The organism is Cetobacterium sp. ZOR0034 (genome assembly GCF_000799075.1).
Classification (GTDB): Bacteria; Fusobacteriota; Fusobacteriia; order Fusobacteriales; family Fusobacteriaceae; genus Cetobacterium_A.
Window position 1 is genome coordinate 16,277 of sequence record NZ_JTLI01000051.1, and the last position, 15,187, is coordinate 31,463.

General features: G+C 28.4%; 17 protein-coding genes, 1 pseudogene and 1 riboswitch. Of the genes and pseudogenes, 4 read left to right on the plus strand and 14 right to left on the minus strand.

The window, feature by feature from the left end; all coding sequences use genetic code 11:
- Positions 1-28: 28 nt before the first annotated feature.
- Genes L992_RS09750 through L992_RS09765 form a run of 4 tightly spaced genes read right to left on the minus strand, consistent with a single transcriptional unit; the run spans position 29 to position 2,767 of the window.
- Positions 29-1,423 carry a sensor histidine kinase gene (locus tag L992_RS09750; RefSeq protein WP_047395940.1) on the minus strand — a complete coding sequence of 465 codons (1,395 nt, stop codon included), beginning with the start codon at positions 1,421-1,423 and terminating at the stop codon, positions 29-31.
- Complete coding sequence (locus L992_RS09755; RefSeq protein WP_047395943.1) at positions 1,420-1,998, minus strand: ANTAR domain-containing response regulator; 579 nt, start codon at positions 1,996-1,998, stop codon at positions 1,420-1,422. Before L992_RS09755 ends, L992_RS09750 begins: the two co-directional genes overlap by 4 nt.
- Positions 1,999-2,002: 4 nt before the next feature.
- Positions 2,003-2,422, minus strand: coding sequence for a EutP/PduV family microcompartment system protein (locus L992_RS09760; protein WP_047395945.1), 420 nt, complete (start codon positions 2,420-2,422; stop codon positions 2,003-2,005).
- A gap of 3 nt (positions 2,423-2,425) precedes the next feature.
- A complete protein-coding gene (locus tag L992_RS09765; protein WP_047395946.1) occupies positions 2,426-2,767 on the minus strand; it encodes a BMC domain-containing protein in 342 nt (113 codons plus the stop codon).
- A 310-nt stretch (positions 2,768-3,077) separates the two neighbouring features.
- A riboswitch (purine riboswitch) is annotated at positions 3,078-3,174 on the plus strand.
- A gap of 80 nt (positions 3,175-3,254) precedes the next feature.
- Between L992_RS09765 and L992_RS09770 the strand changes: the two genes are divergently transcribed.
- Positions 3,255-4,004: a 5'-methylthioadenosine/adenosylhomocysteine nucleosidase gene (locus L992_RS09770; protein WP_052193965.1), complete on the plus strand. Its 750-nt coding sequence runs from the start codon at positions 3,255-3,257 to the stop codon at positions 4,002-4,004.
- A 58-nt stretch (positions 4,005-4,062) separates the two neighbouring features.
- A complete protein-coding gene (locus L992_RS09775; RefSeq protein ID WP_231549780.1) occupies positions 4,063-5,052 on the plus strand; it encodes a hypothetical protein in 990 nt (329 codons plus the stop codon).
- A 57-nt stretch (positions 5,053-5,109) separates the two neighbouring features.
- Here the strand turns inward: L992_RS09775 and L992_RS09780 are convergent, their stop codons facing one another.
- The 9 genes and pseudogenes from L992_RS09780 to L992_RS13775 all read right to left on the minus strand — a co-directional run bounded on the left by L992_RS09780 (position 5,110) and on the right by L992_RS13775 (position 12,132).
- A complete protein-coding gene (locus tag L992_RS09780) occupies positions 5,110-5,535 on the minus strand; it encodes a cyclophilin-like fold protein (RefSeq protein WP_156110677.1) in 426 nt (141 codons plus the stop codon).
- Positions 5,536-5,611: 76 nt separating this feature from the next.
- Positions 5,612-6,271, minus strand: a complete 660-nt coding sequence (locus tag L992_RS09785) for a methyltransferase domain-containing protein (RefSeq protein WP_047381810.1) — start codon at positions 6,269-6,271, stop codon at positions 5,612-5,614.
- A complete protein-coding gene (locus L992_RS09790; RefSeq protein WP_047381812.1) occupies positions 6,261-6,869 on the minus strand; it encodes a pimeloyl-ACP methyl esterase BioG family protein in 609 nt (202 codons plus the stop codon). The genes L992_RS09785 and L992_RS09790 overlap by 11 nt, the downstream gene beginning before the upstream one ends.
- Positions 6,847-7,974 carry a pyridoxal phosphate-dependent aminotransferase family protein gene (locus tag L992_RS09795; protein WP_047395947.1) on the minus strand — a complete coding sequence of 376 codons (1,128 nt, stop codon included), beginning with the start codon at positions 7,972-7,974 and terminating at the stop codon, positions 6,847-6,849. Before L992_RS09795 ends, L992_RS09790 begins: the two co-directional genes overlap by 23 nt.
- Positions 7,975-9,420, minus strand: coding sequence for an adenosylmethionine--8-amino-7-oxononanoate transaminase (bioA, locus tag L992_RS09800; protein ID WP_052193966.1), 1,446 nt, complete (start codon positions 9,418-9,420; stop codon positions 7,975-7,977). It lies immediately after the preceding gene.
- Positions 9,421-9,468: 48 nt separating this feature from the next.
- Positions 9,469-10,035 (minus strand): annotated as a pseudogene (bioD, locus tag L992_RS13770) (dethiobiotin synthase); the annotation flags it as partial.
- A complete protein-coding gene (bioB, locus tag L992_RS09805; protein ID WP_047395948.1) occupies positions 10,019-11,017 on the minus strand; it encodes a biotin synthase BioB in 999 nt (332 codons plus the stop codon). The pseudogene bioD and the gene bioB, both read right to left, overlap by 17 nt.
- Positions 11,018-11,114: 97 nt before the next feature.
- Complete coding sequence (locus L992_RS09810; RefSeq protein WP_231549781.1) at positions 11,115-11,777, minus strand: sodium/glutamate symporter; 663 nt, start codon at positions 11,775-11,777, stop codon at positions 11,115-11,117.
- Positions 11,758-12,132 (minus strand): sodium/glutamate symporter, encoded by a 375-nt coding sequence (locus L992_RS13775; RefSeq protein WP_231549782.1) that lies wholly within the window; start codon positions 12,130-12,132, stop codon positions 11,758-11,760. The genes L992_RS09810 and L992_RS13775 overlap by 20 nt, the downstream gene beginning before the upstream one ends.
- A 160-nt stretch (positions 12,133-12,292) precedes the next feature.
- Between L992_RS13775 and L992_RS09815 the strand changes: the two genes are divergently transcribed.
- On the plus strand, positions 12,293-12,727 hold the full coding sequence (locus L992_RS09815; protein WP_047381819.1) for a CAP domain-containing protein: 435 nt from the start codon (positions 12,293-12,295) through the stop codon (positions 12,725-12,727).
- Between the two features lie 88 nt (positions 12,728-12,815).
- Here L992_RS09815 and L992_RS09820 read toward each other — a convergent pair whose 3' ends face one another.
- Positions 12,816-13,643 (minus strand): Mrp/NBP35 family ATP-binding protein, encoded by an 828-nt coding sequence (locus tag L992_RS09820; RefSeq protein WP_047381820.1) that lies wholly within the window; start codon positions 13,641-13,643, stop codon positions 12,816-12,818.
- A 176-nt stretch (positions 13,644-13,819) separates the two neighbouring features.
- Here L992_RS09820 and L992_RS13780 point away from each other — a divergent pair, with 176 nt between their 5' ends.
- Positions 13,820-15,175 (plus strand): methyltransferase domain-containing protein, encoded by a 1,356-nt coding sequence (locus L992_RS13780; protein ID WP_231549783.1) that lies wholly within the window; start codon positions 13,820-13,822, stop codon positions 15,173-15,175.
- The last annotated feature ends 12 nt before the right edge of the window (positions 15,176-15,187 follow it).

Consider the following 15,187-nt stretch of genomic DNA (forward strand, 5'->3'; position numbering starts at 1 on the left):
CTATTTTAAAATATACAACCTTGTATATTTAATATTCATTTTTTATTTCAAACTTAACTGTTGTACCTTTTCCTACTTCACTTTTTATTTCAAAACTACCTTTTAACTGCTCTTTTATTATTTTTTCAACTATCATTAATCCCAAACCAGAAGATGATATCTTTTCTTGAGGAATTCCGACCCCATTGTCAGAAATTGTAATTCTTGAAAAGAAGTGATCTTTCTGAATAAATATTTTTACCTTTCCGGCTACGTCGTCTGGAAAAGCATAATCTACTATATTTTGGATAATCTCATTTATAACTAAAGCAATAGCTGTAGCTTTCTCAGATGAGATATTAAAGTTATCTCCAATAATAGTAAACTCTATTTTTTCTTTTTTGTCAATAGTTTTTGTCGAATAATTTTTGTATATTAAGTCTACTATTTCTCTGATATTAAGATTATCGAATCCTTTTTCGGACAAAACTTCATGTGTTATAGCTATACTTAAAATCCGACTGATAGTTTCATCTAAGATTTTTTTAACCTCTCTATTTTTAGATCTTCTACTCTGAATCCGTAATAAACTAGCAATTGTTTGCAAATTATTTTTTACTCTATGGTGTATCTCTTTTATCGCCACAGATTTTAAAATTATCTCTTGCTCTTTACTTTTCTCTTGGGTTATATCTCTAACTATCATAATCACATTTTGCCTTTTTTTATTTTCTAGTGTTGCAAAATAACTAACTGATAAAACCATATCTAATATACTTATTTCAACTACATCTATTTTTTTATTTTGTAATATATTATTAAACTCTACACTGTTAATAATTATGTTTTGAAATGTTTCTCCTACAATATTTTTTCCAAATCCCATTTTTTCATAAATAGATTTAGCTACTCCATTGGCATAAGTTACAGTCTCATCGTTATTAAAGATAACTATTCCATCTTTTACAAGCTCTGGTATTGTATATCTAGTTTCTAAAAAATTGCTCATTAACTCTTCAGGAGTTTCCACATCTCCTATTTTTAAAAGAGTTTTCTTTTTGTCAGAATGTTCTAATATTAAAACACCAATTATTTCATTACTTTCATTTTTTATAGCAATTACATTTTGTAAAACGATTTCTCCCTCTTGAGTTATAGCCTTATAATTTTTAGAGGGCATTCCTGTTTGTAAAGTCCTTAAAACAGCTGGTTCATTTTTATAAAGAGCTACTTCTCCAGCTATATTCTTAGAATACATACTACCTGTTTCAGGTTTTGAGTGATGAACAACTAAAGCTTTTTCTCCATCTTTTGTAGGACAATCTATAAATGTATCCACACCTAAGACGTTACTTAAAATTATAGCTGTTTCTTCTAATTTTTGTATTTTCTCTATATCTTGTGTTGTTAGAGTGGCACACATTTTACAATAGGTTTTTATCATATCAACTCTCCAGTTGTATTTATAATTTCAGATAGTTGACAAATCGAGATTCTCTTCTCCATACTTATCTTTCTTATTTTTGTGTATGCTTCATCTTCAGTCAAAGAGTATTTACACATCAAAACACCTTTAGCTTTCTCTAGTATCTTTCTCTCTTTCAATTTTTTTTCACTTAATTCTAATGCGTTTTTCAATTTTATTTTTTCACTATAGTTTTTATACAATAGATCTATCTGTGATAGAAGAATCTTTTCATCTAACGGTTTTATCAAATATCCTGACACATCATACTCTGTAGCTTCTTTTATATAGTTTTCCATACTGTACGCTGTCAGCATAATTATGCAATTTTTGTACTTCTTTTCTTTCAAAATCTTTGCCACATTTGTTCCTAAAAGAAATGGCATCTTTAGATCTAAAAGTAAAATATCTGGTGTATGTCTTAGTGCTAACTCAACAGCTTCTAATCCATCTTTAGCTTCTCCTAAAACATCGTATTCATTTTCTCTTAACATCTCTACAAGATCCATTCTTATTAAAGAATCATCCTCTGCTACAACAACGGTTTTTCTCATTAACTCACCTCAAAAAATTTTTTAAGCAATCCACTCCTTTTAAATTTTTTAAGTCTAAAAGAAAGATCTTTTCAACACCCGCATTTTCTAGTATCTTTTCGGCATCCCTACAATTTTCCTCTAAATCGATTTTAGTTATTGCCCCTATAACTTTTTTTCCTAGAAACATACTTGCAAAATTTGGTGGATACAGACTATCCTCATCTGTTGCTGATTGAATTAGTATTATGATATCCGCATCGATAGAAACAACATTTAAAGCTTTATAGTATACTTTATTTTCTAAGTACTCTCCCGGTGTATCAATTATCTTTCCCATATAATCTACCATCTGTGTTTTTTTATACTCAACTTTTTGATTATTTAAAATCTGAGTCAATGTTGTTTTTCCACTTCCAGTTCTTCCTACTAACATTATTTTCATATCTTAAGACCTCGAAATATTTGTAACTGAAAAATTTAAAGACTCTTTTAAGTATTGCATAATTGCTTCTAAAGAACTTTCTATACTTGAAACATCCCCTGTTATAACTAGAGTTCCACTAAATCTATCTAAAAACCCTATCTCTATTGCGCCTGTTTTAGTTGCTATATCTGCTGCTATTATTGCAGCCTCTCCTGGAGTTATTGTTAATATCCCTATAGCATTTTTATTTTCAACATTTAATCCCATTTTTTTGTAGATATCTAAGCTTGGATGAGCTATTAGATGTGCTAGTGTCACTTGCTTCCCTGGTACATATTCTTGAATTGTTCTAATTTTTTCCATATATCACCTCAATATTTTTTATTGTTTTATTTGCCTAAGATTTAATCATATGTAAACTGTTTTTTCAAGCTTTTTTATCTTTTAATTTTTATATGAAAAATATAAATAAAAAACTATCAACGATTAATATTTTTAATACTAATTTTGATAGCTTCTTCTATTAAAACTCTATTTTTACAGTTTCTTTCCTCAACTATCCTATATACCCTATCTTTTTTATTTTGTCAAATTTTTAACTTTTATTGATTCGCTTGTGAAAAAAATATTGCAATGTTTATGAAGTTATGGTACCATCTTTCTGTAAAAGAATTAACGTACACACAAATTAACTCATATATACTTGGGATTGGCCAAGAGTTTCTACGAGCTGCCGTAAACAGCTCGCTATGAGGGATAATATAATCACTAATAATGAGAGTATATATTCCCATAGGATTTTATATGCTCTTTTTTATTTTCATAAAATTTATTTTAAAGGGAGAACCAAATGAAAAAACTTACATTACTTTTAACACTTCTAACATCAACTCTATCTTTAGCTAACAGAATAGCTATAATCGGAGCCATGGACTCTGAAATAAAAATCTTACTTTCACAAATGAAAGATGTAAAACAAGAAGAAAAAGCTTCTGTTGTATTTTATAAGGGAAAATTAGAAAATAAAGATGTTGTTGTTTTCAAATCTGGAATTGGAAAAGTTAATGCTGCTATGTCTACAACTATAGCTATGGAAGAGTATGATGTAAATAAAATAATCTTCACAGGAGTCGCTGGAGCAATCAATAACAATTTAAATATAACTGATGTCGTTATATCTGATTATTTAGTTCAACACGACTATGATACGACAGTATTCGGTACTAAAAAAGGTGCTGTTCCTGGATCGATTGATGCCAAGTTCTCTGCTGATAAAAATTTAATCAATGTCGCCAAAACTTCTGCAGAAAAAGTTTTAGGAAAAAATAAAGTTTATGTTGGAACAATCGCTACTGGTGATCAATTTATTGCTGACAAACAAACTGTTCAAGCTCTAGAATCTGATTTTGGTGCATGGGCTGTTGAGATGGAAGGTGCTGCTGTTGCTCACGTTGCTAACCTTTATAAAACTCCTGTTGTTGTTATTAGATCTATGTCTGATAAAGCTGATGGAAGTGCACATATGAACTATAATGATTTCGTTAATATTGCTGCTGATAATTCTGCTAAAATCGTTATCAATATGCTATCACAAATGTAACTGATCAATAAAAATTACACACACTAAACTTAGGAGACTTCTAATGAAAAATAAAATTTTGCTTAGCTTCATACTAATTAATCTCACTGCTTTAGCTACTCTTGATCCTAGCACTGCTATTGAAAAACTAAAGTTAAAAGAGTTATCTAAAACTTATTCAAAAGAAAAGATTCAAAATTCTTTAAAAGGTTATAAAAATATGAAGTCAGAATCGTTGGAATCACTTTCAGACAAAGCCGTTTTAGTTGATCTTAACATCACAACTACAGACCTATTAAATAAAAAAGATTATTCAACAATATCCAATTATGTTGATGATTTCTTAGATATAAATGAAAATAGTTTAGGAAACATATCTGATAAAAACATTCTTGAAAGAATATCAAAAAAATGGTCTACAACCGTACCACCGAAAGATGCTGTTCTTTTGGATAGATTGAACATAGCTCTGGCTAATGGATTGATGACTGGGTATAACTTAAAAAATATCAATGAATACGCAAACTTTAAAAAAGAATTAACTGCTAGTTATGGTCATAATGATATAACTCATGCATTACAGCTGATAGCTCTATTAAAAAGTGAAGATTTAGACGCTAAAATACAACTAGAGCCTAAGACTTCTGCTTTCTTACATAATCCAAATTGGGGTTCACCTAATTATGATCATACTGTTTTACAAGATGGAAAAATCGTTCTTACTCCTACTGAGTATGATTTAAAGTTTGAATTCAAAAATTTAAATGATAAAATTAAATTTACTAAAACTATAGACCGTTACGCTAAAAAAGATTCTAAAGATCAAGAAAAGCTAATCTACAAATCTTGGTGGCAACCATTTGTGCAAACCGACAAGATTGATGGATATAAAATGCTCATCTCTCACCTGGTTAAGAATGATTCTTTTGAGGCTAACATTTTAACTTTACCTACAAATTCTGAAGCTTTCATTAAAGCTATGAAAGATGACTCAAATCTTGAAGTTAAAACTCAAGAAATTTGGGTTAATCCTGCTTTCTATAGATTTATGGAAGGAGACTATAAATAAATTAAAAATTAAAAACCAACGACTGAAAAATAGTCGTTGGTTTTTTACTAATAATTTTCATTCAATTTTCTCTATTACCACTTTCAACGCTTTATCTATAGATTCTAAATTTTCAAATCCAGATTCTATTTTTCCCAAAGGTACTAATCCATTAGAAGTTCTAAAGTCTTTTGTAAAAAATGCTAAATTTCCCCAAGGCGAATAATATGTTAGGTCATAAATTTTTGGCGTACAACTTCCCGGTGAGTTATTTATATTCAATCTTTTCGTCAAATAGCTTATTTTTTCAATTCCGCCATAATTTTCAAATTTTAATTCTAGTGGCAATTGATCTAACAAATCATTAGAAGCACCATTGTTATTTAAAACTACAACTGTCTCCTTGTTCTCAAACTTTAATTTAATTTTATTTGTTGATTGCTCCATACCTAATGCAAATATTGTTAAAAATATCATTTTACATATAACTAAATTTTTTCTCACTAGTCACCCCTTTATTGCCTTTTTATTTCTATAATATACATCTTAGAGTTTACTCTATGTCAATATTTTTATTGTTTTAATTCCAGCAATTATAATAAGCTACTTTATATGTCAACTTAGTCTCTTTAAAATTTCTTATCTTCGTAATTTCTATATTTTTTCTAATTCCTGTAACTCCTGTATATTTCAAATGTTTTAAAGCTTCTAAAGGGGTTGTAAATTCTAAAACAATATTTTCTACTTTATATTTAACAAACTTAAAATTTTTCTTTAATTTTTTCAAGATATCTTGATGATTACTGTATTTTAATCCAACTCCAAAAAAATTTTCTATCTCTAATAAATTTCCATCTACATAAATTGAAAATAATAATCTATCTCCTGCTATTGATATTTTATCTAATAACTGATCTAAATTCTTACTCCATTGAAATACTGAACTTGAAGTTATCAAAGAGTATTTTTTATATTCAAAAGTATCCATATCTTCAATTATAAATTTTGATTTTTCAATCTGTGACACATAATTTTTACTATCACATAAGTCATTTAATATAATATTTTGATATTTTATATGAGATACTAATTTTTTAGAATAGATTCCTGTTCCACATCCAATCTCTAAAATTGTTTCAAACTCTTCATCTTTCTCTAAAAAGCCAATCAACTTTTGAGCAACTTCTTTCTGAACAAAAGCATAATTATCATATGTATTTAAAAATTTATTAAATCTCATTTAAAATATCCACCAACCTACTTAAATTTTTTTCCTCAGCAAAAATAAAATGTTCTCCATCTATTTCATAAATTAAACTGCCATTTTCTGTAAAATATTTTTTTTGATTTTTAGACTTTATTATTCGATCATTTTTAGAGATTATAGATTTTTTTATATAATTTTCTCTTTCTATATAATTATTTATAAAATCTGAAAGTTCAACTTTTAATTCCGAAACATCTTTTTTTTCACCAAAAATAGATATATTTTTATTATCTAGAATTCCCATATTCTTATAGAATCTCTCTAAAGATTTTTTTGTCAAATTTTCAAGAGTATATTTCAACATTCTTTTTGAAATTCCTCTCTCTCCCATCATATGTGGAGTTCCATTAACTCCTACTGCTTCATATTTCTGATAAAAAGGATTTTCCTCTAAAAATTTATTTAAATAATAAACTCCAAATGACCAACCAATAAATACAATTTTATCAAATTTCAAAATAGGCTCTTCATATTTATAAGGATAATTTATATATCTAATCTCCCACTCATCTCCTAAAAAAAGATTTAAATCATTCATTCCCCAACCATTAAAAAACATTATCAATTTCATAGTTTAACTCCTTTACAAACTTTTGAATCATCTCCTTCGTATGAAGTGCTGTTAAACTTACTCTCAATCTAGCTGTTCCTTTAGGGACTGTTGGTTCTTTAATTGGGTATATTAAGTATCCTTTCTCCCTGAGATTTTCAGATATTTTATTTACCCTCTGATTCTCACCTATCACTATACTAATTATGTTTGTACTTGAGATTGTCTCTATCTTATATTCATTCAGTAGATTTCTCATATATATTGATAGTTCTATCAATCTCTTTCTTCTAAAATTAAACTTCTCCATCTTCTCAAGAATAAAAAGATTCCAAGCTACATTTATAGGTGGCAATGCTGTCGTATATATAAATTTTCTTCCTTTATTTATAATGTATTCTTTTGATAATTCATCCATTAAAACATAAGCTCCTATTGAAGAGCCTGCCTTTCCGAGAGGAATAACGACATAGTCAATTAAATCCAAGACATCTGCCTCATAACACTCTCCATATCCTAAAACTCCAAAAGAGTGAGCCTCATCTATCAAAAGCTTAAATCCATATTTACTTTTTAATTGAACTAATTTTTTTATATTCGCTCTATCTCCATCCATACTATAAACAGTTTCTGAGACAACTAGTATATCATCATACTCCGAACTATATTTTTTCAAAATTTCTTCCAAATGATTATAATCTAGATGTCTATATCTTAAAAGTTTTGCCTCTGAAGCTTTTATTCCGGAATATATACTCGAATGATTATATCTATCACTTATAATAAGTGATGTTTTAGAAAAAAGAGTTTCTATCAAACAAGTATTAGCATCATATCCACTATTAAACAAAAGAGTTTTTTTATTATAAATCTTTTCCAATTTTTTTTCTAATTTCATGATTATAGGATAACTCCCTGACAACAATCTTGATGATGATGATGAAAATAACAAATCTTCATCTTTAAATTTTTGAAAAAACTCTCCCCTTAACTCTTTGTCTTCATTTAATCCCAAATAATCATTTGATGAAAAATTAATATATTTTTTATCAGTTAATTTCAAACTTCGATAGTTCTCATCTTTTTTTAATTCTGATAACTCTTTTATAATTCTTTCTTTTTTCATTTAAACCTCAAATCCGATAAATTTATTTAAATATTTATTTTTTATCTCAATTTTTTCTTTTTTCATTAAGTATTCATCTATTGCCTCTAAACAATTCTCTAACATAAAGTCTATCTCGTTTAGCTCAATTGTATATGGTGGCATAAAGTATATTACATCACCTAAAGGTCTAATTATAATTCCCTTTTCAAGTCCTATTTTATAAATTTCATATGTTGCTCTCTCATAAGATTTAAATCGTTCTTTCTTCTCTTTATTCTTTACTAATTCAATGGCACCAATAAAACCAATTTGTCTATACTCTCCAAGATTTTTATGATTTCCAAATATTTCTTTAGCTTTTTTTTCTAAATATTGACCCTTTTTTTCAATCTGCTTCAAAATCTCTTCCTCTTTAAAAATTTTTAATGTTTCAACAGCAACTGAACATCCAAGTGGATTACCAGAATAGCTGTGTGAGTGTAAAAATGCTCCACCTTCTAAATAATCTTTATAAAAAGCATTATATATCTCATCAGTAATAAGGGTTAATGCCATTGGAAAATATCCCGCTGTAAGACCTTTTCCAACGCACATAATATCCGGAGAGATATCTGCATGCTCGCAAGCAAACATTTTTCCTGTTCTTCCAAACCCAACTGCAATCTCATCAGCTATTAAATGAACTCCTTTTTCAATTGTTAGAGCTCTTAATTTTTTCAAATATTTTGGAGAATACATATTCATTCCTGCTGCTCCTTGTACCATCGGCTCTATTATTACTCCTGCTATTTCATCACCATTTTCTTCTAATAACTCCTGCATATGAATAAAACATTCAGCATCACAATTTGCCGGTTTTTTATTCCAACTACATCTATAACAATCTGGACCTTCAACTTTCAGGGCTTCTTTTATAAGCGGTTTATATAACTCTGTAAATAAATTTACATCCGTCACTCCCAAAGCTCCTAAAGTTTCTCCATGATAAGCATTTTTTAAAGATACAAACTTTTTTCTTTTTGTATTACCTTTCTCTTGATGATATTGAAACGATATTTTAAGAGCTATCTCCACAGCTGAAGATCCATTTTCAGAAAAAATAAGTTTCTTTAAACCTTCAGGAGCTACTTCAATTAATCTCTCTCCAAGTTCTATGGCTGGTTCATGTGTAAAATTAGCAAAAATTGCATGTTCTAAACTTTCTATCTGTCTATTTAGAGCTCTATTTATTCTTCCATTACAATGTCCAAAAAGATTTACCCACCAACTTGAGACACAATCCATGTATCTTTTCCCATTTTCATCTATCAAATAAACCCCCTCACCTTTTTTTATAACCATCGGTGGAAGTTTTTCATAATCTTTCATTTGTGAGCACGGATGAAAAATATATTGCAAATCTTTTTTTTGGAGCTGACTCAAACTATTATAATTTAAAAAAAATTTTAATTTTTCTAAATCTATATCTGTTTCTTCTTCATTAATAATTAAATAGTTATCAATTTTTGCTAACGAAACAATCATATCTATATTATCTTTTTCAAAATATTCATTTTTAAATCTATTGAAAACAACTCCTAAAACCGGTATTTTTTCAGCTTTAAGATAACTTAATATTGCTAAAGTGTGATTGATTGTTCCAACTTTTGTATCTGCTACTAACACTACTGGTAATTTTGATTTTTTTATTAAATCTGAATACATATACCCATCTCTATTTAATGGTACACAAACTCCTCCTGCTCCTTCTACAATTAGATATTTGTTATCCAAACATTTTTTTCTTATCTCTTCTAAAATCCTTTCAAAGTCTATTTCAACTTTATCTATCTCTGCTGAAAGATGTGGTGATACTGGTTCAACTAAATTGTAGCTACACATCTCCTCACTGTATTCAACTCCTGCAAACGAACAGACACTTAAAACATCTGGAGCTCTTCCATCAATTGAACCACTCTGTATGGGTTTGTAATAAGTCGCTTCACTGTTTTTTAAAGCTTTAAAAAATAACCCCGCTACATATGTTTTTCCTATATCTGTTCCTGTTCCAACTATAAAAAACCTATCTCTTGAATTCAAAGCCAGCCTCCTTAAATATCATTCTATCTCTTTCAATTGTACTTCCTGTCGTTGTTAAATAATTACCCGTAAGGGCTCCATTAACACCTGATTTTACTCCTAAAATTTCATAATCTTCTAAAAGTTGACGACCTCCTGCATATCTTATAGGAATATTTGGTAAAATTAATCTATAAATCGCTATTGTTTTTACAACTTCTAATGGTGTTAACTCTTCTATTATTTCTAAAGCTAAAGGTGTTCCTTCAATAGGAGTCAAAATATTTATTGGAACCGAATCTACCTCTAATTTTTTCAACTCAAATGCCATTTCTACTCTATCTTTTTTAGTTTCTCCTAATCCTAAAATTCCACCCGAGCAAACTTTCAAACCGGCTTTTTTAGCATTTTTACAAGTTTCTATTCTATCTTCATAAGTATGTGTTGTGCAGGTCTTATCATAAAATTTTCTTGAAGTTTCTAAATTATGATGATACATCTGTACTCCTGAACTTTTAAGTTCTTTTGCCACTTCAAAATCTATTATTCCGTGAGAAGCACATAAATGAAGTGACGTTTCATTTTTCAATTCAAAGTAAATCTCTTTTAATTTTTCTAATTCACATCCCTCACTTAATCCTCTTCCACTCGTAACTAGAGAGAATTTATCAACAAACTTTTCCTCTACATCTTTCGCGAGCTCTAAAATTTTCTTCTTATTCATCAAATCATATACATCTGCTGCTGTATTGTAATGTGATGATTGAGCACAATATCTACAATCCTCTGAACAATTTCCTGATTTAGCATTAACTATGGTGCATAGATCAAATATATCTCCATGAAAAATTTCTCTGATTTTATTTGCTCCATTTAAAAGAGATTTTAGACTATCTTTATCTTTTTCAAAGTCATATTCTATAAGATTTATGGCTTCTTCAAAAGTTATTTCATCTTTTTTTTCTAAAATTTTATTTACTATTCTATCTATAGTTTTTTTCATTTTTCACCTCAAATAATTTTATTTCATGTTAATTATTCTATTCTACAAAAATAAAAATGTCAACTTTTTTTGATTTTAAAGTTGACATTTTTATTTTTTATTTAAACATATTTATAGCTGTTATTATTACCGACATTTGAAAAATATCAATTAAAAAGGCTCCTGTTAAAGTTACAATTAAATATGGATTAACTGTATATCCGTGTCTTTCTGAAATTTCTCCCATGTTCAACATGGCATTTGTAGTTGCCCCTAATCCAGAACCGCACATCCCAGAAACCATCACTGCTGCGTCATAATCTTTTCCCATAGCTTTAAATACTATTTGACTTGTGAAAAACGCCATAAAAATTACTTGAGCAAATAAAATCAAAAACATTGGAACTGCTAAAGAAGCTAGTTCCCAAAGTCTTAACGAAATTAAAGCCATCGATAAAAATATATTTAAAGAAGTTATTCCTAATATATCAATTAAATTTCTATTTAGCTTCACATAGTTATATTTTTCATTCAAATTATTAAATATAATTGCTACAAACATAGCTCCAACATAAGATGGTAAAGCTAAATCTAATTTTGATTTTAATATTGCTGAAAACGTTGTTCCAATCATCATTATTATTGAAAGAATAGCTATATGCTTTAATAATTCATCCGCTGTTATATCTTGATATGAATATTTTTCTTCAAAGTTTATATCATCTTTTCCTACTATATTTATTGCCTTCAAATTATTTTTTCTAATTAAATATAATGCCAATGGAGCTCCTAAAAGTCCACCTGCTAATAAACCAAAATACTATTAAAAGTTTTCCACCTTTTTTTAAAGCTGCCACTGAAGAACCAATCCCAATCGTTGTAAAAAATACAACCATAAATGGATCTTGAAGAATCGTATCATACTTTAGTGTTCCTATTCCTAAATTTCTAATACACAAATGAATAATAGCAAAAAGGATTCCTCCAATTACCGGAGCTGGAATTCCGAACTTATTAAAAAATTGAGATTTGTTTTTTATATACAATCCAATATATAAAGATATCAATCCAATTGCTAAGGTCCCAATCATATTAAAGCTAATTAAAAATCCAAAATCATCACTACTGAAATTCATAAAATCCCTCCCATATCTTTTTAATAAAATTTTAGTTATTATTTTATTTACTTCATTTTTTTTAATAAGTCAAAATTATATTTTAAACTCCTCATATAATGGACAATTTCAATTTTATTTGTTAAAATAAACTACAAGAATACTTATCAGGAGAGAACTTATGAAAAAAATACTAGGAATTTTACTTTTACTTTTAACAACGTCACTATTCGGATTTGATAATGATCACGAAGCTATTTTAGCTTTAGTGAATATTGAAAGAGAGAATAGAGGAATTGAACCTTTAAAACTAAATCCAACCTTAAATACTCTTGCAAAAATAAAATCTGATGATATGTATCACAATCAATACTTCAGTCATAACTCACCTATATATGGTTCACCCTTCGATTTGATGAAAAAATATAATGTGAACTATATGACTGCTGGTGAAAATATTGCAAAGGGACAAAATACCCCTGAGTTTGTTATGAAATCATGGATGGAATCAGCTGGTCATAGAAAAAATATACTAAACCCTAAATTTAAAGAGATGGGTGTTTCAAGAGATGAGTTTGGAAATAATATTTGGACACAAATGTTTATTGGAAGTTAATGCAAATATTTTAATTTTATATTAAAATAAAATTAAAAATCTCTAAAAAAATAGGCTAGAATATCTAGCCTATTTTTGTCTATTTATATTATATATTAATTTTATCTAATATTTTTTTTGTAATTGAATTAAAAATATTATTTATCTCCTCTTTATTAGCCTCATATCCATCTACAGAAAGATTACATATACTTGAAATCATGGGAAGTTCCCCTAAGAGTTGTAATTTATTTTCATTTAAGAAATTTGTCGCCTCTCCGTTGAATAGCTTTATTTTAGTTTCGCACCCTGGACATACAACATAACTCATATTCTCAACTACTCCAATCACGTCTACATTCATTTGATTTGCCATTTTAACAGCTTTTGCAACTATCATTGATATCATATCTTGTGGCACTGAAACCATTACAATTCCATTCAATGGAATTGATTGCATAACTGTAAGAGCAACATCTCCTGTTCCTGGAGGCATATCTATAATCAGATAATCTAATTCTCCCCAGATAACATTCTCCCAAAACTGTTTAACAGCTCTTCCTACAATTGGGCCTCTCCACAATACAGGATCATTTTCATTTTCAACTAAAAAATTTAAAGAAATCACTTTTATTCCATCTTTTGTTAATACTGGATAAATATCATCCCCTTTTCCTCCAGCTCTTTCTCCACTCAGTCCCAATAATCTTGGAATACTAGGTCCTGTAATATCGGCATCCATTATTCCTACTTTATATCCTTGATCAGCTAATTGCTTTACTAACAAAGTAGAAACTGTAGATTTACCTACTCCACCCTTTCCACTCATGACACCTATCACTTTTTTTATTTTATTTGCCGGATGATTAACTATCCCGCAACTTGAAGACTCTTTTGAGCATGATCCTTTTGATGGACATGAATTACAATTTGACATTTTATCCTCCTTTTAATGTATCAATAAATAAGTTCACTTTATATAAACACATTTTAGTATAGTTTAATATTTTTGTCAAACTTATTTAACAATATGAGTTTTATTAAATCTAACTTGAAGATATTAAAATTGTGTGTTAGGATAAACATCATTCTATTATAAAGAGAGGTATACATATGACATTAAAAGAAGAATACCAAATTCAACAAAAGTATAGAAAATGGACTAATATTGCAAATAAATTACCACTGAACAATAATCAAACCATTCTCGAATTAGGATGTGGAATCGGTGAATTTTCTGAAATTTTATCCGAAAAAGTACATCAAGTTATCGCCGTTGATATAAATTCTGAATTTCTTGAAATTTTAAAAAATAAAAATATCAATAATATAAATATTATTCAAAATGATATCCATGATTTAGTTTATATTCCAGAGGAGATAGATGGTATATTCTCTAGTTTTGCAATCGCTTATTTTCCAAATAAAATGGAAGTGACTCTTAGTAATTGGGTTAATAAGTTAAAATTTAATGGGTGGATAGCTATTATAGAAATTGACAATCTTTTAAGAGGGCATCAACCATTATCAGAAAAAATAACAAAATATCTAGCAAAATTCGAAAAAGAAATTAAAAACGAAGGTGTTTATGACTTCGAGGCCGGAAGAAATATTGAACCTATTCTAAAAAAATTAGGACTAGAAATTATTCTAAGTGAAAATCTAGATGATTCTGAGCTTACATCTTCTGGAGCTCTCCCTGACAATATTTGTTCTATGTGGGAAAATCGTTTGAACAGATTATCCTTTAATAAATATTTCTCTAAAGAAGAGATTAATTCAATAAAAATTGAATTTCTATCTCTTCTTAAAAATACAAAACATATAAATGAAACTAAGGTTAAATTTATTATTGCTAAAAAAAATCAATCGAACGATTCTGTGAATATAATCAAAAATGCTAAAGAGTATGTTAAAAATAGATTGATTAATGAAAAAACTGGTCATGATTGGCAACACACTCTTCGAGTTCTAGAAAACGCTAAAAAAATTGCTATCAAAGAAAAAGAAAATATCGATTTTACAGTAGTTCAATTAGGTGCTTTATTTCATGATGTTGCAGATCATAAATTCGGTTATTCTAATATCGATCGTAAAAATATTATCGAATCATTTTTACTGAATACATCTCTAACGAAAGAGCAAATTGAGCATGTTGTATATATAGCTAACACAACATCTTTCACTAAAGGAATACCTCTAAAAACTTTAGAAAGTAAAATAGTTCAAGATGCTGATCGTTTAGATGCTTTAGGAGCTATTGGTATCGCTCGAACTTTTACTTTTGGAGGCGCTTTTCAGCGAGAGATTTATAACCCCGAAGAAATGAACGATACTATCTCTCATTTTTATACTAAACTTTTAAAACTAAAAGATTTGATGAATACAGAAGAGGGGCGTATTGAAGCTGAAAAAAGAGACAAATTCATGAGAGATTTCTTAAAACAATTCTATTTAGAAGTTTTGTAAACAGTTGATTTT

Excerpts from the sequence above, each read along its gene's own strand:
- L992_RS09770 (WP_052193965.1), top strand. The coding sequence starts at position 3,255 with ATGAAAAAACTTACATTACTTTTAACACTTCTAACATCAACTCTATCT.
- L992_RS09765 (WP_047395946.1), bottom strand. The coding sequence starts at position 2,767 with ATGGAAAAAATTAGAACAATTCAAGAATATGTACCAGGGAAGCAAGTG.
- L992_RS09795 (WP_047395947.1), bottom strand. The coding sequence starts at position 7,974 with ATGAAAAAAGAAAGAATTATAAAAGAGTTATCAGAATTAAAAAAAGAT.
- L992_RS13780 (WP_231549783.1), top strand. The coding sequence starts at position 13,820 with ATGACATTAAAAGAAGAATACCAAATTCAACAAAAGTATAGAAAATGG.
- L992_RS13775 (WP_231549782.1), bottom strand. The coding sequence starts at position 12,132 with ATGAATTTCAGTAGTGATGATTTTGGATTTTTAATTAGCTTTAATATG.
- bioB (WP_047395948.1), bottom strand. The coding sequence starts at position 11,017 with ATGAAAAAAACTATAGATAGAATAGTAAATAAAATTTTAGAAAAAAAA.
- L992_RS09755 (WP_047395943.1), bottom strand. The coding sequence starts at position 1,998 with ATGAGAAAAACCGTTGTTGTAGCAGAGGATGATTCTTTAATAAGAATG.
- L992_RS09820 (WP_047381820.1), bottom strand. The coding sequence starts at position 13,643 with ATGTCAAATTGTAATTCATGTCCATCAAAAGGATCATGCTCAAAAGAG.
- L992_RS09815 (WP_047381819.1), top strand. The coding sequence starts at position 12,293 with ATGAAAAAAATACTAGGAATTTTACTTTTACTTTTAACAACGTCACTA.
- L992_RS09760 (WP_047395945.1), bottom strand. The coding sequence starts at position 2,422 with ATGAAAATAATGTTAGTAGGAAGAACTGGAAGTGGAAAAACAACATTG.
- L992_RS09790 (WP_047381812.1), bottom strand. The coding sequence starts at position 6,869 with ATGAAATTGATAATGTTTTTTAATGGTTGGGGAATGAATGATTTAAAT.
- L992_RS09785 (WP_047381810.1), bottom strand. The coding sequence starts at position 6,271 with ATGAGATTTAATAAATTTTTAAATACATATGATAATTATGCTTTTGTT.
- L992_RS09750 (WP_047395940.1), bottom strand. The coding sequence starts at position 1,423 with ATGATAAAAACCTATTGTAAAATGTGTGCCACTCTAACAACACAAGAT.